The sequence below is a fragment of the Streptomyces xanthophaeus genome (assembly GCF_000725805.1).
GTDB classification, from domain to species: Bacteria; Actinomycetota; Actinomycetes; order Streptomycetales; family Streptomycetaceae; genus Streptomyces; species Streptomyces xanthophaeus.
The window spans coordinates 93,313-110,997 of the sequence record NZ_JOFT01000019.1; the positions used below are offsets into that span (position 1 = coordinate 93,313).

At 68.9% G+C, this 17,685-nt stretch carries 12 protein-coding genes; 7 read left to right on the forward strand and 5 right to left on the reverse strand.

Features of this window, described 5'->3' with window-relative positions; genetic code table 11:
* Positions 1-50: 50 nt before the first annotated feature.
* From IO30_RS0113675 to IO30_RS0113690, 4 genes are all read right to left on the reverse strand, one after another.
* Entirely contained in the window at positions 51-485 is a 435-nt protein-coding gene (locus IO30_RS0113675) for a hypothetical protein (RefSeq protein WP_031142712.1), read from the reverse strand.
* Between the two features lie 285 nt (positions 486-770).
* On the reverse strand, positions 771-2,459 hold the full coding sequence (locus IO30_RS0113680) for a carbohydrate binding domain-containing protein (protein ID WP_078904671.1): 1,689 nt from the start codon (positions 2,457-2,459) through the stop codon (positions 771-773).
* Positions 2,460-2,835: 376 nt separating this feature from the next.
* Entirely contained in the window at positions 2,836-3,876 is a 1,041-nt protein-coding gene (locus IO30_RS0113685; RefSeq protein WP_051902221.1) for a substrate-binding domain-containing protein, read from the reverse strand.
* A 271-nt stretch (positions 3,877-4,147) separates the two neighbouring features.
* On the reverse strand, positions 4,148-5,638 hold the full coding sequence (locus IO30_RS0113690) for a transposase (RefSeq protein WP_031142719.1): 1,491 nt from the start codon (positions 5,636-5,638) through the stop codon (positions 4,148-4,150).
* A gap of 448 nt (positions 5,639-6,086) precedes the next feature.
* Between IO30_RS0113690 and IO30_RS0113695 the strand changes: the two genes are divergently transcribed.
* The 4 genes from IO30_RS0113695 (at position 6,087) to IO30_RS0113710 (ending at position 12,525) form a co-directional block, all read left to right on the forward strand.
* On the forward strand, positions 6,087-7,604 hold the full coding sequence (locus IO30_RS0113695; protein ID WP_237403267.1) for a hypothetical protein: 1,518 nt from the start codon (positions 6,087-6,089) through the stop codon (positions 7,602-7,604).
* A 241-nt stretch (positions 7,605-7,845) separates the two neighbouring features.
* On the forward strand, positions 7,846-9,405 hold the full coding sequence (locus IO30_RS0113700; RefSeq protein WP_037893973.1) for an APC family permease: 1,560 nt from the start codon (positions 7,846-7,848) through the stop codon (positions 9,403-9,405).
* 10 nt (positions 9,406-9,415) lie between these two features.
* Complete coding sequence (locus tag IO30_RS0113705; RefSeq protein WP_031142725.1) at positions 9,416-11,050, forward strand: flavin monoamine oxidase family protein; 1,635 nt, start codon at positions 9,416-9,418, stop codon at positions 11,048-11,050.
* A 617-nt stretch (positions 11,051-11,667) separates the two neighbouring features.
* The gene (locus IO30_RS0113710; protein WP_031142727.1) at positions 11,668-12,525 is read left to right on the forward strand and encodes a DUF3626 domain-containing protein; all 858 of its coding nucleotides are present in this window, start codon (positions 11,668-11,670) and stop codon (positions 12,523-12,525) included.
* Between the two features lie 105 nt (positions 12,526-12,630).
* Here the strand turns inward: IO30_RS0113710 and IO30_RS0113715 are convergent, their stop codons facing one another.
* The gene (locus IO30_RS0113715; RefSeq protein ID WP_031142729.1) at positions 12,631-13,509 is read right to left on the reverse strand and encodes a helix-turn-helix domain-containing protein; all 879 of its coding nucleotides are present in this window, start codon (positions 13,507-13,509) and stop codon (positions 12,631-12,633) included.
* A 706-nt stretch (positions 13,510-14,215) separates the two neighbouring features.
* Here IO30_RS0113715 and IO30_RS0113720 point away from each other — a divergent pair.
* The 3 genes from IO30_RS0113720 to IO30_RS0113730 all read left to right on the forward strand — a co-directional run bounded on the left by IO30_RS0113720 (position 14,216) and on the right by IO30_RS0113730 (position 17,556).
* Positions 14,216-15,490, forward strand: a complete 1,275-nt coding sequence (locus IO30_RS0113720; protein ID WP_031142731.1) for an ice-binding family protein — start codon at positions 14,216-14,218, stop codon at positions 15,488-15,490.
* Positions 15,491-15,602: 112 nt separating this feature from the next.
* Positions 15,603-16,346 (forward strand): DUF5819 family protein, encoded by a 744-nt coding sequence (locus IO30_RS0113725; RefSeq protein ID WP_031142733.1) that lies wholly within the window; start codon positions 15,603-15,605, stop codon positions 16,344-16,346.
* Entirely contained in the window at positions 16,336-17,556 is a 1,221-nt protein-coding gene (locus IO30_RS0113730; RefSeq protein WP_031142735.1) for an HTTM domain-containing protein, read from the forward strand. Before IO30_RS0113725 ends, IO30_RS0113730 begins: the two co-directional genes overlap by 11 nt.
* Positions 17,557-17,685 lie beyond the last annotated feature (129 nt).

Consider the following 17,685-nt stretch of genomic DNA (forward strand, 5'->3'; position numbering starts at 1 on the left):
GATGTTTCGGGCAAGTACTGCGGCCAGTCGCGTCGTCGTTCGGACGGGCTTCAGAAGTAGAGGACTTCCGCGCCCGCGGCGCAGGTGCCCACATAGATGCTGCCGTCTCCTCCGCGGTGCAACAGGCATTCTTTGAGTTCGATACGACGCACGTTCCCTGCGAAGGTGTACTCGCCGATGCTCACGACCGCTTGGTTGCCGCGCGTGTTCCAGACCTCTACGTCGCGCATGCCGCCGTCCGCGTACACGGCGTGGATCTTGAGCGCTGCGCCCTTGCCGTCGCTCGCCGTGTCCTTCAGCTCGCCGCTCAGGTGGACCCGGCCGTCGACCGCCTTCCCGTAGTATCCGTGCGCCCAGGCGCCGCCGATGTCACCGCCGGTGCCGGTGACATCGAAACCGGAGCCGGCAGACGCCGGTCCCGCGAGCAGCAACAGCGCCGCCGGGACGGCGGTAAGGGTCAGGGCGGCCTTCGTCGTGAGCTTCATCGTTCCTCCGTCGTCTGGTCCACGTCGCACGGGACGGCGGAAATGTAGCCCGGACGGCGGAGCCATCTCGCCCCACCCGGGGTTGATCTTCGGGCCCACCACGGGGGTAGCCGGCCTACCCCCTGTGGTGTACCGGCCCGGCCCATGGGATGACCCGTTCTCCTTCCAGCTCCACTCGACGGGTGGATGCTGGTGACCGCCGTCCCAGGCCGCGTTGCGATGCGACAGCGGCCGCTTGCCGAGTACGTCGTGCGCACGCCTCGCGACCTCACCTGACGGGCGAGGTCAACGCCCCTGGAGGGACTTGACGTTGTCGCCGAAGGTCCAACCCTTAGACCCGTCCCAGTTGACCGACCACGTCATGAGCCCCTTCAGCGAACCACTGAAGGAGTTCCACGCCTGGCTGACCACGTTCGGAGCCATGTGACCGCCACCGGCGCCGGGCTGTGCGGGCAGGCCGGGCACCTGCTTGTCGTAGGGCACCTTGATGGTGGTGCCCTGGATGGTCAGCCCGTTGTTCAGACACGTCGTCTGCGCCGTGAAGCCCTGCACCGTACCGGCCTGGTAGGAGTCGCCGGAGCAGCCGTACATGCTGCCGTTGTAGTACTGCATGTTCAGCCACCACAGCCGGCCGTTGTCGGCGTACTTCTTGATGATCGGCAGGTAGGAGCCCCAGATCGACCCGTAGGTGACGCTCCCTCCGGTGCCGTACGCGGTCTCGGGCGCCATCGTGAGACCGAACCCCGCGGGCATCTGGGCCAGCACTCCGTCGATGATGCGCACCAGGTTGGCCTGGGAGGCGGACAGGGTGTTGATGTTGCCGCTGCCCGTGAGGCCCGTCTCGATGTCGATGTCGATTCCGTCGAAGTTGTACCTCTTCAGGATCGGGACGACGGTCGCCACGAAACGATCGGCGACGGTACTCGAACTCAGGTCGATTCCCGCGGTGGCCCCGCCGATCGACATCAGGATCGTCGCTCCTGCCGCCTTGGCCTGACACATCTCGGCCGGGGTCGCGACCTTGACGCCGGTGTCCATGCCGTCCTGCCACAGAACGGTGCCGTCCGAGAGGATCACGGGGAAGGCGGCGTTGATCACGTTGTAGCCGTGTGCGGCGATCCGGCTGTCGGTGATGGGGACCCAGCCCAGGCCGGGGTGCACGCCGTTCGCGGCGCCGTCCCAGTTCTCCCAGTACCCCTGCAGGACCTTGCCCGACGGCTTGGGCTTGGTGGGGCAGGTCTCGCCGGGCGGCGGGGTCGTGGGCGGTGCAGTCGTGGGCGGTGCGGTCGTCGTGGGCGGCGTGGTCGGGGGCGTGCCGGTCGGCGTAGGGGTGCTGGTCGGCGTGGGGGTGCTGCCGCCGGGGCCGGCGAGCGATACGTCGTCCGCGTGGTACGAGGGCTGCCCGTACCAGCCGTGCAGGTAGACGGTCACCGAGGTGGTGTCCGGACCGGTGCTGAAACCGACGCTCAGCCGGCTGTACGACGGGCTGCTCGGCGTCCAGGTGGACTGGGCACCGGAGATGCCGGTACCGGTGGCGCCCAGGTAGACGTAACTGCCCTGGACGTACGCGCTCAGCGTGTACGAGGAGTTGGGCTGCACGCTCACGGTCTGGCTGCACCGGGCGTTGTCGGAGCCGGCCGGCGTGGCCTTGAGGGCGCCGACGCCGGAGTGGACCGGGCTGCCGACGGCGGCGCCCGAGGCGCCGGAACACGTCCAGCCGGAAAGCCCGTTCTCGAATCCGGAGTTGGCCACCGCCGCGGCGGTGACGGCCCCGGCCTGTGCGGTGCCGGACGCGGCGATGCCGACAGCGATGACGGCGCCGGCGCTCACCCCGGCCAGCGCACGCACGAGGGCGGACCCGACGCGCCCGGTCCGCCCGGCATGGTGCGCCCGGCCGCCGTCTCCGCGGCCGGGGTCCTGAAGCGGGTTGACATCGCGGGAGAGGCCTGGAGTACGCGACCGCCGATGGAACATGCCGTGCTCCCTTCCCGCCGGACGTCATGGATGTGACTGACGCGTGGGGGCGCGACGCCCGGCTCCGGGTGAGGTGGGGACAGGTGGGGCTGTGCCGGTCCGGATCGTACGAGGGGAGGAGAGGGCGGTCAATAGGTATGGACCAATAGCGGGGAGCGTGGCTCAGCGACCGCCTTCTCTCCGGGGTGGTGCCGGAGCTCGTTCTCGTGCCCTTGGGCCCGGCGCATCGTGACGGGTACCGGGCATGCGCTTGCAGACGCAGGGAAGGAGAGTGCCCGCCTCCGCCTCGACCTGCGCTCAGTCCGCGTCGGGCGCCGCGGGGGAGAGGCCCAGGCTGTGACGGCGACAACTCGCTCGCCCGGTCCTGGGAGGCCTGCTACAGGCCGAGCTCCTCGCATGCGGGCCTGAGTGCATGCGTGCAGATCTCGTCGGTGGTGTAGACGCCGTCGAGGACAACGGTGGCTCTGAGATTGGCTCTCGTCACCGAGATGCCAGGGAGCAGGATGGACGGCACGTTCTCGGTGGTCGGGCTGTCGACGAGCTGGTTGATGAGCTCGTCGATCCTGGCACCCTCGGCCAGGGCGATGGCCAGCTCGGCGGCGGCGTTGGCCTCGGGACCGTACGGCTTGTAGACGGTCATGAACTGTTCGCCCGTCACGATCCGCTGAACTCCGGCGAGTTCGGCGTCCTGGCCGGTGACCGGGGGCAGTGGGGAGACGCCGGCCGCCTTGAGAGCGGCGATGATGCCGCCCGCCATGCCGTCGTTGGCGGAGTACACGCCGACGACCTTGTCCTTGCCGATCGCCGAGAGAGCGGCCGTCATGTTGGTGTTGGCGTTCTGCGGCTTCCATTCGACGGTGTCGTACTCCTTGCCGATGTTCACCTTGCCATCGAGGACGGAGTGCGCACCGGACTTGAAGAGGGCCGCGTTCGGATCGGTCACGGATCCGTTCATCATGATGATGCGGCCGTCCTTGGCGGTCTTGTTGCCCACGGCCTCGAGCAGTGCATTGCCCTGGATCTTGCCGACGTCCTCGTTGTCGAAGGAGGTGTAGGCGTCGATCGGGCCCTCGGCCAGGCGGTCGTAGGCGACGACGGGGATGCCTGCGTCCTTCGCCCGCTTGACCGCGCCGGCGATGGCCTTGGAGTCCACCGCGCCGATGATCAGGGCGTCGACCTTGCCGGAGATCATCGTGTCGACTTGGGCGTTCTGCGTCGCGGCGTTCTGTTTGGCGTTTGCGTATACGACCTCGGCCTTCCCGAAGGTGAGACGGGCGATCTCCTTCTCGATGAGAGGCCGGTCGAACTTCTCGTACCGCGCTGCCTGGTCCTCCGGCAGCAGCAGCCCGATCCTGAGCTTCTCCGGCTCGCTCCTGCCGCCTTCGCTGCCGCCGCAGGAGGTGAGGGAAAGGGCCATCGCTGACGTTGCGGTGACTGCTACGGCTGCGCGGCCCAGATGTGTGTTCACGATGCATGCCTTCGTGACGGGCCGTGTCGTCCGGCCGAGGTCCAGGCAGTCAACGTGGGGTGAAGGCACCCGTCAACAAGCGAGATCCCAATGAGATCGGAACACGGAGAAACGTTCCCGAAACGATTCCAAGGCGGCACCGTCGTGCTCTGTCCGGGGCGTGCGGCACCTGATACGCCGCCCCACAGGGGCGACCGGCCTGGTTCCGACCAGTGCATGTCTATCCCTGCGGATGCGTGGCCGCCTGCCGGTGGAACATGTCGGGGCGGAACGAGGGCTGGGGTGCCTGGTGCCGACAGGCGGCCAGCCGGGCGGCAAGCCTCGAACGCTGCGGGGCGGGGACCGCGGCGGCGGTGGCGGCCGGTGCGTCGAGTTCGCCCCAGCCCACCGCGAGGGCGGCCGCGCGCAGTACGTGGTGGCGGGCCGCGGCGACCGCAGCCGCTGCGGGATCAAGATCCCCACTGGCCTGCTGGAGGCCTGCGCAGGCCCACAGTGCGGTGGCGTGCAGGAAGGCGACCTCTGCGGTCGAAGCCGCAGTGTGCGGTCGATGCGGAGCCGAGGCTTTGCGGGTACCGGCGTGTGCGACGGCGGCGGGGTCGTGACGGTGGCTCCGGTCGCGGTCGCGGTCGTGGCCGGTGCCGCCGCAGGCCGGGAGCCGGGGGAGGTTGGTGCTCAGGTAGCGGGTCGTTCCCTCGGACAGGGTGGACGGGGTGGTGGTGACGACGATCAGGCGGGTCGGCTGCGCGGTGGCGCGCTCCCCGGGCAGGGTGGTCTCTGCGGCCCAGCGGCCCTCGGTTCTCCCGTCGCGTCCGGTCCAGGTGACGGGGGTCCACTCCACGTCGCCGCCGGGGGCACCTTGGGTCCGGTCCAGCACTGCCTGCCGGAGTCTCCGGCTCGCGCCCCCGCGCTGCCGTTCGTCTCGCGGCAGCAGATTCAGTATGTAGGGCAGGTTTGCCGAGTCGAGATGACGTTGCAGGGAGTGGTGTACGCCGTAGAAGCAGTCGGCGGAGACGACCCGGAAGGGCACGCGGGCGGCGACGGCACGGGCCGTGAGGTCCAGGACGGCCTGGGGCAGGTTCTCCGGTTCGGGCTTCCCGTCAGGTCTGTGCTCGTCGTGGACACGGTCGGGGCTGATGTGGTGCAAGGGATGGAAGGTCTCGTTGTCGCACCAAAGGGAAGCCATGCCGGTGCTGCCCGTCCGGCTGCCAGGTGCGGCTGTGCGGCCGGTGCCGACAGCGAGTACGCCTGCGGCGTGCGGTCTGCGTGAGGTGTGCGAGAGCAGCAGCGCGAGGCGCCGCTCATCGACCGTTTCCCATTCCCAGGCCGTGCGCGCGTGGGGGCGTGCATCACGCGGGCGGCCGGGCGCGAGCAGGTGCGCCGACAGGTGGTGGGCGAACGCATTCCACTGCTGCGTCGTCAGCAGGTCGTCGAAGCCGGCCGCGTAGGTCCGGACCGGGTCGGGCAGGGACCTGGCCGGCTCCGGAACCGCGCCTGCTTCGCCGTTCTCGGCGCGCCGCCGCGCGGCGTCCCAGATGGCCGGCACGATCTGCGCGGCGGGCAGCCGGACGGTCCACCCGGTCCGTGGAGGGTGGCCCGTGGCGGGGCGGGGACCGTTCTGGATGACGAACTCCGCCATGGTGGAGTCGAACCAGATGGCGGGAGGGTCCTCCGCCTCCGGGCCGGGTGCGGGGCCGATGAACCAGAGGGGCATGGCGGCTCCAGAAGGGGTCTGCGGACGGAGGACCGTCCGGGAGGGATGCGGGCGACGACGGCCGCCGCGGAGGCCGTGCCCCGGGTGTGGGGGATGCCTCCACCGGCCCGGAGGCCGGCGCTGGTCGAGCCCGTTCCTCTGTGCGGGGAGCTGTGCGAGCCTGCCGCCATAAGTAGAAGTCAGCTCGCTGCGCGCCGAGACTATGTCTTCATCAAATGAATGGCATAGCCAATCAAACATGGACCATCGACAGGCCACGCGGCGGGCGTAATGATCGAGGCGGGCGGCATGCGCTGGCCTCCCTGAGGTTCGCATACCGCGTGAAGTCGTCATTTCATGAACGCAATGGGAGCGGTTAGGCCGACTGTCCGTCTGCGATTGCGGTGCCCGGACCCGCGGGGCAGCGTGGGGACACCGTCCACCTTGCGAACCCCGTCGAGGCCAGCCGATGCCCCACCACTCTCTTGAGGCTCCGACGGACCCTGCCGCTGCCGCGCCGAGGCCCGAGGTCAGTCGAGGTCGGCGACGGGAACTGCTCTGGCTGGCACCCGTAGCGGGCGCGTACGCCCTGGTGCAGTTGCTCCTGGCCGTTCCGGGCACGGGGCTCGGCTGGGACGAGGCCGTCTACGTCAGCCAGGTTTCGCGGGACGTGCCTGCCGCCTTCTTCAGTGCTCCGCGGGCCCGCGGCATCACCTACCTCGTTGCTCCCGTCGTCGCGCTCACCTCGTCCACGACAGCGCTGCGCGTCTTCCTGGCCCTGCTGTCGGCGGCAGCGCTGCTGCTGTGCCTGTGGGTGTGGCGCAAGCTCATCCCCGTACCGGTGCTCGCCCTCGCGGGAGGCCTGTTCTCCGGTCTGTGGGTGTCCCTCTTCTACGGCCCACAGGCCATGCCGAACCTTTGGGTCGCCTTCGGCGCGCTCCTGGCCGTCGGCTGCTTCCTGCGAGCCGCGCGCGACCGGAGCGACCGCCGGGCGCTGGCGGTCCTCACCGCCTCTGTGGCGCTGGCCGCGCTCATGCGGCCGATGGACGCTGCCTGGCTCATCCTGCCCCTGCTCTGCGCCGTGCTCGTCGTTCCTGCCTGGCGGCGGCCGGCCCTGCTCATGGCTCTGGGACTCGGAGCCGTACTCGGCGGCCTCGAATGGGTCATCGAGGCCGAGCTCCGCTACGGCGGCCTGCTCACCCGGCTGGAGCGGGCGAGCGAGATCCAGGGCGGCCTGCGCTGGAACGTCGCCGTCGGCGACCAGCTGCATGCCCTCGACGGGCGCACCCTGTGCCGCCCGTGCAACGGGCCCTGGCAGCCGGTGGCCGGCCTGTGGTGGCTCGCGGTGCCGCCCCTGACCGCAGGCGCACTGATCGGCGGTCACCGCAGAGGCCGTCTGGCAGAGGTCCTGCTCCCCACCGTCGTGGGCTTGTCCCTCGCGATGCCTTACCTGTTCCTGATCGGATACGGGGCTGCCCGCTTCCTGCTCCCCGCCTACGCGTTGCTCTCTCTTCCCGTCGCGGCATGCCTGGCCCGGCTGGTCGCAGCCGGCCGTACGCGCTCGCGCGCCCTCGCCGCCCTCTGCCTCACCCTGGCCGGGTGCCATCTGGCCGTGCAGCTCCTGATCACGGTCCGTGCGGCCGAGCGCAGCCGGGCCAACCAGAAGGCGTTCACGGCGGTTGCCGCCGAGCTGCGGGGGCAAGGCCTTCGACCCCCATGCGTGATCAGCGGCAGTGAGGCCGTCCGGGCCGCCTACTACACCGGCTGCGCTTCGCGACAGACCTACGGCGGCCACGACGGCAGCATCAGCGCCGAAGAGCTCGCGGCCCTGGGGCGTACCCGCCCGGTGGCCGTTCTGGTCCAGGGGGACCTACCTCCGCCGTGGGCGGCCCGCTGGCGCCCGTACCCGCTACCGGACCTCCAGGGAGGGCGCGAGTACCAGGCCTACCTCTCCCCATCGGCAAGACCCGGAACCGCCCTCCCGTAGAGCCGCGGGGTGGACCCCAGGAACGGAGCACCCGAAACGGGCGCCCCTGCGGCGCCCACCCTGCTGCACAGAGCCGTGGCTGCGCGGTTCCGGCTGGATGTCCCGGCGGTTTCGAGAGTTCGGACTGCGTACGTGAACCCGACAACTCGTCGCGTCTGCAAGGCGATTGCCGGACTGCATGCCGATTGTGGCGTGGGTCACGCGGGGAGAGAGTGGGCGCCCTCACCAGGGAAGAGGGCTCATGAGCGAAGACATCACCGGCGGATCGACCTCCGCCTCCGCCGCGCCGCCCGTCCAGCGGCTGAAGGCGAACTCCGTCGGTCTGGTCGGCGTCGTGTTCATGGCGGTGGCCACAGCCGCACCGATCACGGCCATGACGGGGAACCTGCCCATCGCCGTAGGTTTCGGAAACGGTACCGGAGCGCCGGCCGGCTATCTCTTCGCCACGCTCGTCCTGACCGTGTTCGCGGTCGGCTACGTGGCCATGGCCAAGCGGATCACCGCAGCAGGAGCCTTCTACGGATACATCTCCCACGGCCTCGGCCGCATCGCAGGCATGGCCTCGGGCATGCTGGCCGTCCTCGCCTACATCGTCTTCGAGGCCTCGATCGTCGGCGTCTTCTCCTACTTCGCCAAGACCACCGTCCACGACCAGCTCGGCATCGACCTGCCCTGGATTCTCTACGCGGCCGCGATGCTCGCCGTCACCTCCGTCCTCGCGCACTTCGACATCAACCTCACCGCCAAGGCGCTGGGCGTCATGCTGGTCGGCGAGATCGCCGTCCTGTTCGCCGTCGCCACCGCCGTGCTGCTCGCGGGCGGCGGCCCCGACGGCATACCCCTGGAACCGGTCAACCCGAAGAACGCCTTCACCGGCACCTCTGCCGGCCTCGGCCTCTTCTTCGCCTTCTGGTCCTGGGTCGGCTTCGAGTCCACCGCCATGTACGGCGAAGAATCCCGCGACCCCAAGCGCGTCATCCCCAAGGCCACCCTCATCTCCGTCGTCGGCGTAGGCCTCTTCTACATCTACGTCTCCTGGATGACCATCTCCGGCAACGGCCTCACCACATCCGTCGAGCTGTCCGCCTCCGCCAGCCCCCTGGACCTCTTCTTCGCCCCCACACAGACCTTCATAGGGCCCTGGGCCGTCGACGCATTCCAGTGGCTGCTGCTCACCGGCTCCTTCGCCTGCGGCATGGCCTTCCACCAGTGCGCCGCCCGCTACCTCTACGCCATCGGCCGGGAAGGCTTCCTGTCCCCGAAGCTCGGCCACACCCATCCCCGCCACGGATCCCCCTACCTCGCATCCGTCGTGCAGACCGCCGTAGCCACCGCCCTCGTCGCCGGATTCTGGCTCACCGGCCAGGACCCCTACCTGCACCTGTACACCCTCCTCGCGATCCTCGGCACGATGGCCATCCTCATCGTCCAGACCTTGTGCTCATTCGCCGTCATCGGCTACTTCCGCAAGAACCACCCCGAAGACCGGCACTGGTTCAAGACGTTCACCGCGCCACTCCTCGGCGGGATCGGCATGACTGCGGTCGTGGTCCTGCTGGTCCTGAACATGGAGACCGCCGCCGGCACCGCGGCCGGCTCCGTCGTCTTCGAGCTGATCCCCTGGATCGTCGGCGCGGTCTTCCTCGGTGGCCTCGGCCTCGGCTTCTACCTCAAGGCCAGGGCTCCCGAACGCTACGAGATCATCGGCCGGATCGTCCTGGAGGACGCCACCGAACGCACCGACCCCGACGGCACCCAGCCCCGCTCCACGTCCCCGTCATCGCCCGCCGCGAACGTCTAGGAGCCCCGCCATGGCCCGTACACCGTTGATGCACACGCTGCGCCGCCTCGCCGCCGACCACGCTGCCGCCGACCGCCTGCAGATGCCGGCCGCGGAGGTCCGCGGCTCCAGCCGCCGCGACCTCCTCACCCGGGCCGCCGCCCTCGGCCTCGGAACCGCCCTCGCCGCCTCCGCGGCGGCCGGGCCCGCGCACGCGGTCGAGACCGTCCCGGACAAGAAGCCCGTGACACCCGCCCGCGTCGCCGTGATCGGCGCCGGCATCTCCGGCCTCACCGCAGCGCTCACCCTGACAGACGCCGGCATCCCCTTCACCCTTTACGAAGCCAACCCCGCGCGGGTCGGCGGACGGATGTGGACCCAGCGCACCCACTGGGCCTACGGGCAGACCTCCGAGATCGGCGGCGAGCTCATCGACACCAGCCACAAGAAGATCCTGGAACTGTGCCGCCGCTTCGACCTGCCCGTAGAGGACTTCCTCGGAGGCGGCCCCAACGGCGCAGAGGAAGTCCTGTGGTTCAACGGCGAGTACTACCCGCGAAGCCAGGCCGACGAGGACTTCAAGGCCGTCTACCAGGCCCTGCGCCGAGACCTCCAGGATTCCGGCGAGGTCAGCTGGAACAGCACCACCCCCACCGGCACGGCCCTGGACAACACGAGCCTGTACGAGTGGATCGAAACCCGGGTTCCCGGCGGTCACAGCTCGCAGCTCGGCCGCTTCATCGACGTCGCCTACAACGTCGAGTACGGCGCCGACACCACCGCCCAGTCCGCTCTCGCGCTGGTCCTCCTGATGGGCTACCAGCCCAACCCCGGCCACTTCAACGTCTGGGGCCTTTCCAACGAGCGCTACCACATCACGGGCGGCAACGACCGCCTCCCCAACGCGATCGCCTCCGCCCTGCCCACCGGATCGATCGTCATGGGCCGCGAACTCCTCGCCGTGAGAGCCAACGCTGACGGCACTCAGACCCTCACCTTCAACGACTCAGGCGCCACCCGCACCGCCACCGCCGACCACACCGTCCTCTGCCTCCCCCTGCCGGTCCTGCAGCGCATCGACACCACCGCTGCCGGCTTCGACCCCCTCATGCGCAACCTCCTCCGTGACGCGCGCATGGGCCACTGCACCAAACTCAACATGCAGTTCACCAGCCGCCCCTGGCGCGGCACCGGCCCCTGGCCCGGCGTCTCCGCAGGAGACTGCTTCACCGACTCACCCGTCCAGCAGACCTGGGACACCACCAAACTGCAGCCGGGCAACGGCGGCATCCTCCTCCAGTACGGCGGCGGCAGCCTCGCCCGATCCCTCACGCCCGCGACCCCCTTCGCCACCGAGAGCGACCCCTACGTACGCGACCTCGCCACCCGCATGCTCACCGGCATCGACGCCTTCTACCCCCACACGAGGTCCGCGTGGACCGGACGCGCCCAGCTCTCCGCCTGGCACCGCAATCCCCATTCCCTCGGCGCCTACTCCTACTGGCCCACCGGCTACCTCCACCGCTACGCCAAGTACGAGGGCACCGCCCAGGGCCGCATCCACATCGGCGGCGAACACTGCAGCTACGACTTCCAGGGATTCATGGAGGGTGGCGCCACCGAAGGTGAACGCGCCGCCCGAGAAGTGATCACCGCCCTTACGTAGCCTGCTGCCCTCGCGGTCCCGTCTCGACCGCGGACCCTGCCACGGCTGCTACCACCCTGGACACCACCGGCGCCCGCGCCGTCGGCATTCCCGCCGACCCCACCCGCGAACACTCACTGCCCTCGCCCATGAGCTGTACGAACCCCGCTCCACGACCGGCCGCATCACCGAACTCCTGCGCACCTGGAGCTGACTGGACGCCGGCCAGGACATGGCGGGTCTCCGGGAGGACCCTGGGCAGGGCGAGGCGTGAACCGAGGCGGAAGCGCATCCCTCCGCGCCCCGGCCGTGCCGCTGATGCGGCTCTCGGAGGCGGCCCAGCAGCGCGCGGGCTCGCGAGGCGAACGCCGGGCAGCCTGACCGGAAAGGCATCGGCAGCCTTTGGACTCTCCGGCTGCAACACCGCGGGTGACGGCCGCTGGGGTGCTGCGGAAGGCAACATCGGTGTGTCGGCCCAGGAGGCATCCCGACGCCCCAGGGTGGCGTGGGCGTCGACCCGTGGCTGAGCACCTGAGAGGTCGTCTCAAGGTCCTCCAGCAACGCTCCGTCACCCTGGAACGGGCTGCCGCTGGACAATCCGCGTGCACTGGTCGATCAGGGTGGGGAACACTGTCCTGATGAGCTCTGCAGCCTCCCGGACAGCGCAGGCACGGGCCCTTCGGCACGTTGCGGAACGGGCGTCGGGCCCCCCGCTGGACCCGGCATTGCGGGTGACCCTCAACTTCCACCCGGACCGTCTGCTGCACGGCAAGCCGATCTTGGACTGCATGTCCGAGGGTGGCGTCTACCACTCGCAGTTCGTCACCGGGACCAGCAACGGCGGCCTGACCGCGCATCCAGGCGGCGACCGGTGGCGCTGGGAGAGCCGGATCTTCGACGGGGCGTACGACGAAGCGACCGCTCATGAGCGGCCCGTCTACGGGGCGTTGAACTTCCGTCGCAAGCCGGTCGGCGGGGCGCCGCGGTTCGGCTCGGCCCACTTCCGGCTGACGGCCCGGACGCTGACGCGGACCACGTTCTGTTACCCGGACAGCGTCCTCGAACCGTCGGATTTCGGCGTCGCGGCACGCGTGGGGCTCATCGAGGTCGCCCTCGCCGATTTCCAGGACGAGCTGGACGATTACATCGAGGCGCAAGTGCACGGGCCGGTCCAACTGCAATTCCATGTGGAGGCGCTGGTCCTGGACCCCTGCTACCGAGGCACGGGCGTCGAGGCCTCGGCTCTGGTCCTTGGCTGCCCGGTGGAGTGGCACCCCGGCTTCCGGCTTGAGGTCGAAGAACTCCGTCGTCACCCCGGCTACCGAGGCCAGGCGTACGTCGACTTGGGCACGCAGATCGCGGTCGAGGGCGTACTCGATCCTCGGATCGTCGGAGACGCGGCACGGGCCGGCCTCCACGACCCCCAGGCCGTCAAGAAGGTGTGGCACTACCTGGCACGATTCGGGGCCCCGCGAAGACCACAGACAGACCGGTGACTCCGGCACCGACGGAGGAACCCTGCTTTCTACCGGGAGATGAACCGGGAGAACGATCCCGGGCTCCGCGAACTCATCGGGGAGGGACTGCGGCCGGTGCGGCGATCACGGCCCGCCGGCCAGCGACGTGACGGGCGGCAGCTCCTGGGCGATGCGGGTGATGAAGGAGCGGGTGGCCTCCGGGTCAAGGGCCTGCGCCTGAAGGTGCTCGAACAGGGCGCTGTAGTGCCGCACTTCGGATCGTTTCTCCATGTAGAGGTCGCTGGTGAAGCGCTCGAGATATACCGTCCCCGTGGCAGTGTCCGGAAAGTCGAGGATGGAGAACTGTCCCGAGATGCCCGGATGGGCTCCCGCGGTGTGCGGGAGGACCTGCACGGTGATGTGCGGCTGTTCACCGAGGCGGTTCAGGTGCTCGAGCTGTTCGCGCATGATCCTGGGGCTGCCGACCGTGCGGCGCAGTGCTGATTCGTCCAGCACGGCCCACAGGCGGACAGGCCGGGCCGGGTGGTGGACACGGGACTGACGACGTAACCGCACCTCAAGGCGCACGGCGGTTTGTTCCTTGTCGGCGCGAGGGATCGTTTCCTCGATGACCGCTGCCGCGTAGGCGGGTGTCTGCAGCAGGCCTGGGATCACCAGGGGTTCGTAGGAGCGGACACAAGCGGCTGCCGTCTCCAGGCCGATGTAGACGGCGTACGGGATCTCCCCGCAGGCGACCCACCAACCCCGCTGGTTCGACTCTCGGGCCATGTCCATCAATGCGTCGATGACCTGCTGGTCTGTCACTCGGTAGAGGTCGCACAGGTCCCGCACATCGCGCGGGCTGATGGCGCGGCGGCCGTTCTCCAAGTGGCTGACCTTGGGCTGGGAGACCAACAGGTGCTCGGCCACCTGCGTACTGGTCAGGCCACGGGCCAGCCGGAGCCGGCGCAGCTCCGCGCCCAGCCGGCGTCGCCTGATGGTCGGGTTTCCGTTCGCCGCCACGGGCGGTCTACCTCCGGCTCGGGACTGTCTGTCAGCCGCAGAAGGTGCCGCGGCCGGGCCCGGGCGAACGCCGGCGCCGCCCAATGATGATCAATGGGCCCCGCCATCGAGTGTCACGTCGCGCGAATGCAGCCGCGTGCACAGCCCGAGCAGAGTTCACCCGAACGCTACGGCCGTCCACTCATCTGCCGGATATGCATGCTTATCTGCTGAGTCCTGTGCGTCGGAATGTCGCCAGGAGGAACCCGACAGCCGTCCACCCGCGGGAGGGCAGGCGGAGACGTCCATCCGGCACCGGCCTCCGCAGGGCAGCCCAGAGGCTCGGGGCGCCCCCCCGTTCGCCTCGGGTCATGCGAATTGCAGGACTCGGCGCGCCGTCCTGCAGGAAATTTTTGAGGCCACCCGCCTGGCCGCAAATTCTCACATATGGCGGGTTTTGAATTCATTGTCAGATGAATGAATTTGCCTCATGCGGGTTAGTCCCGCCTCGTTCTGCGGAGGAATATCGGATGATATATGCGGTGCATCTTGGTATTTTCATCGCGCTTCGTGGGGCTGGATGTGTTTGTCATCATCCCTGCTTCTCTTGGTCCATCTCCGGCGCGTGAATGTTGCTGCGTAATATGCGGCGACAACGACAAGGCTTCCCGGGCGATCGGCTAGGAGCCCGGTATGCCACGGCCCCCATAGGAAGTGGCCCACCTCGATGAAGCTGAAAATCCACGCGGCTCCGCGCCGCACCCTTTCCGGCTGGCTGGCCTCGGCCGTCGCCGCAACGGTTGCCGGTGTCATGGTCGCCGGATTGCCGACGCAGGCACTGGCCATCGCGACCCCCGTGCCTCTGGGCACCACCGCCAGCTACTCCGTTCTGGCAGGTCAGGGAGTCACCAATACAGGCCCCACGGTGGTCGACCACGACCTCGGTACGCACCCGAACCCGTCCATCACAGGATTCCCGCCCGGCCGAGTGCTCGGTGCCGTGCACCCGGCGGATGCTCAGGCCCTCCAGGCCAAGAGCGATCTGATCGTGGCGTACAACAATGCGGCCGGCCAGGCCGAGGACTTCGACCTTCCGGCGGCGATCGGCTCGGGAACGTCCGGCCCGACGGAGCTGATTCCGGGCGTCTACACGCGAGACCCCGCCGGCAGTGTCGGCCTCACCGGCGACCTGGTCCTGAACGCCGGGGGAAATCCCGCCGCGGTCTGGGTGTTCCAGATTCCCGCGGCCCTGACGACGGCAACCTCCAGCCGGATCCTTCTCACGAACGGCGCTTCGCCGTGCAACGTGTTCTGGCAGATCGGGAGTTCGGCGGAGCTCAACACCAACACCACGTTCGTCGGCACCATCATGGCTCTGACCTCGATCTTCCTTCGAACGGGGACGAACATCGAGGGCCGGGCGCTGGCGCGTAACGGTGAGGTGACCATGGACAACAACCGGATCTTCCTCGGCGGGTGCGCCACCGGTGGTACGACGACCGGCACGACCGGCGGAACGCCGACCGCCGGCACGACCACCGGAGCAACCGCGGGAACGCCGACCGCCGGATCGACGACCGGTACGACCGTGGGTCTGATCGGTGGCGGCCTCCTGGGCGGACCGATCGTCGACCTCGTCTCCGGTGGCACCTCGGGGAACATCGCCGGGAACACCTCGGGGAACACCTCGGGCAACACGGCCGGCAACAGCACCGGCGGCAATACGACCGGCGGCAACACGACCGGCGGGACCATCACCGGAGGCAACGTCACCGGTGGGCACGGCGGTCAGCCCGGCGGCCCGGACCACGGCGGGCCGGACAACGGCGGCCCGGGCCACGGAGGCCTGGAGCACCACGGGCCGGATCACGGCGGCCCGGGCCACGGGCATGACGAGGGTCCCGGTAAGCCGGGCCATGACCACGACGGGAAGCCCGGCGGCCACTTCGGCTACGGCAACAAGCCCGCGGGCCACGAGGGTCACGAAGGCCGCGAGGGCTAGGCAGCAGGCCGTACGGAGCCCGTTCATCGGATGACGGCGCGCGGCGGGATCCTCATCGAATCCGCCGCGTGCCGTCAGTGAGAGCCGCAGAAGCCTCAGGCGAACAGCAGACATGAGAAAGACCGGGTGGGCGGTGTCGAGCGGAATTGAACCTGCGGGCGTGAAGGAACTTCATCAGTCCGATTCCGGTCCAGTCTCCCAGCAGTGTGATGACGAACAGGCCGGACCGGATACGTCACTCACGGGCGGCGTTCGTACGCTGAAAGCGATGCTCCGCATCGCCGTGGCCCTGTGCCTGGTGACTGCTCTGGTCCATGTCGTCCTGGTGTTCCTTCATGTGGCGCCCTCCAACCCTGTGTCGAAGCGGTACAACTCACAGGTGAACGGATGGGTGTACCCGCTCTTCGAACAGAATTGGCGACTCTTCGCCCCGGACCCCGACTCCTTCAACCGGCAGATCCTGGCGAGAACCGCTCACGCTGACTCCAAAGGATCGGTTCGGGTAACCCCCTGGCTCGACCTGGCCGCCGTGGACCATTCCGCGGTCGACCACAACGTATTTCCGAGCCATACGTCCCAGAACCTTCTGCGCCGCGCCTGGACCTCCTATGTCGAGACGCACGGAGGAAGCGACACGGCACGCTCGGAACGGGCCGTGATGTTGCAGCAGTACCTGCGCAACATTGCCGCGGACCGTGTCACCGCCCGCAACGACGGCGGAACCTTCGAATTCATCCAGCTTCGGGTCGTCACACTGCCCGTCGCCGCGCCCGGCGCAGCAGCCGGGAACCGTCCGCCGGCACCCACCGAGGACCGGCTCCTGCCCTGGTGGAAGGTGACCCCTCATGGGAAATGACCAGATCCCCCAGCTCCCCTCCACGGCAGCAACGCCGCACCGGTCCGCGGCCCAGGAGACTTCGATCGGCGCCCCGGTCCACCGATGGCTCCTCGACCGGATCGGTGCTCTGTGGGCGCTTCTCACCGACCGGCCGATCTCCCTGTACGCCGCGTCGGTCCTGCGCATCGGCTACGGGCTGCTCTATCTGGTCTTCCTGCTGCGCGAATTCCCGCACCGCGACGAAATCTGGGGCCCCGGCTCCCCCTGGACACCAGCACTGGCACAACAGCTTTTCGACCAGACGGGCTGGAACAGCATCCTGATCCTGTCCGACAGCCGTGCCTACTTCGAACTCTGCTACGTGATGGCCCTCTTCACGTCCGCGCTGTTCATGCTGGGCTGGCGGACTCGGGCCATGTCCGTCCTCTTCGCCCTGGTGGTGGCCTCGTTCCATGCCAGATCGATCTTCATGACGGACGGGGGCGACAACCTGATCCTGCTGATGGCTCTCTACCTCGTCCTCACGGCATGCGGTCGGCGCTGGTCCCTGGATGCACGCCGGGATCGGCTCAAGACAGCTCGCGCACGTGACGTGCCGGCTCCGGTGGGGAGCTTCTCCGCACAGCAACTCCGCGAGGCCCGTGCCACCTTGACCACCGTGGTGCACAACTGCGGCATGTTCGTCATCGCGGCACAGGTCTGCTTCCTCTACGGATCAGCCGGCCTTTACAAGATCCAGGGCCTCACCTGGGGCGGCGGCACCGCTCTCCATTACGCGCTGAACCTCGAACTCTTCCAGCCCTGGCCCGCGTTCTCCCACCTCGTGGACGAGTTCCCGATGGTGATCGCGATCGCCGGCTACGTGACGGTGCTCGTGCAGGTCGCCTTCCCGTTCGTGCTCTTCGGCAGGCTCAAATATCCGGTTCTGGCCGTGCTGCTGGGCATGCACATCGGCATCGCAGTGCTCCTGGGGCTTCCCCTCTTCTCCGGGGCGATGATCGTTGCGGATGCCGTGTTCCTTCCCGACCGCTTCTACGCCTTCCTGCCTCGTCTGTGGCGGCGCGCAGCACAGCGCACAGGGATGTGCCGGCCGGCACCCGGCCGGGCGGCGGGATCCGTATCCGCATCTCCGCAAGGCAAGCCAGGCGGACCGGGCTCCACGCATCGGGCAATTCCTGCACAGAAGGACACCGCACAGGCCACCGGGTTCGCATCAGAGCAGAGCTGAGATGCCGTCTTGACGTCTTCCTCGGCGGGACGCGCCTTGCCCTCGGCCTCGTCGGCGCGGCCTGGGCATCCTCACGAGCGGCTGTGTTGAACGTGTTCAGAAAATCTGACAGCATGGTGTTCCGGGAGG

Coding starts and splice junctions, on each gene's coding strand:
- IO30_RS0113730 (WP_031142735.1), top strand. CDS start 16,336: ATGGGAAATGACCAGATCCCCCAGCTCCCCTCCACGGCAGCAACGCCG.
- IO30_RS0113675 (WP_031142712.1), bottom strand. CDS start 485: ATGAAGCTCACGACGAAGGCCGCCCTGACCCTTACCGCCGTCCCGGCG.
- IO30_RS0113695 (WP_237403267.1), top strand. CDS start 6,087: ATGCCCCACCACTCTCTTGAGGCTCCGACGGACCCTGCCGCTGCCGCG.
- IO30_RS0113690 (WP_031142719.1), bottom strand. CDS start 5,638: ATGCCCCTCTGGTTCATCGGCCCCGCACCCGGCCCGGAGGCGGAGGAC.
- IO30_RS0113725 (WP_031142733.1), top strand. CDS start 15,603: ATGAGAAAGACCGGGTGGGCGGTGTCGAGCGGAATTGAACCTGCGGGC.
- IO30_RS0113705 (WP_031142725.1), top strand. CDS start 9,416: ATGGCCCGTACACCGTTGATGCACACGCTGCGCCGCCTCGCCGCCGAC.
- IO30_RS0113680 (WP_078904671.1), bottom strand. CDS start 2,459: ATGTTCCATCGGCGGTCGCGTACTCCAGGCCTCTCCCGCGATGTCAAC.
- IO30_RS0113720 (WP_031142731.1), top strand. CDS start 14,216: ATGAAGCTGAAAATCCACGCGGCTCCGCGCCGCACCCTTTCCGGCTGG.
- IO30_RS0113700 (WP_037893973.1), top strand. CDS start 7,846: ATGAGCGAAGACATCACCGGCGGATCGACCTCCGCCTCCGCCGCGCCG.
- IO30_RS0113685 (WP_051902221.1), bottom strand. CDS start 3,876: ATGGCCCTTTCCCTCACCTCCTGCGGCGGCAGCGAAGGCGGCAGGAGC.
- IO30_RS0113710 (WP_031142727.1), top strand. CDS start 11,668: ATGAGCTCTGCAGCCTCCCGGACAGCGCAGGCACGGGCCCTTCGGCAC.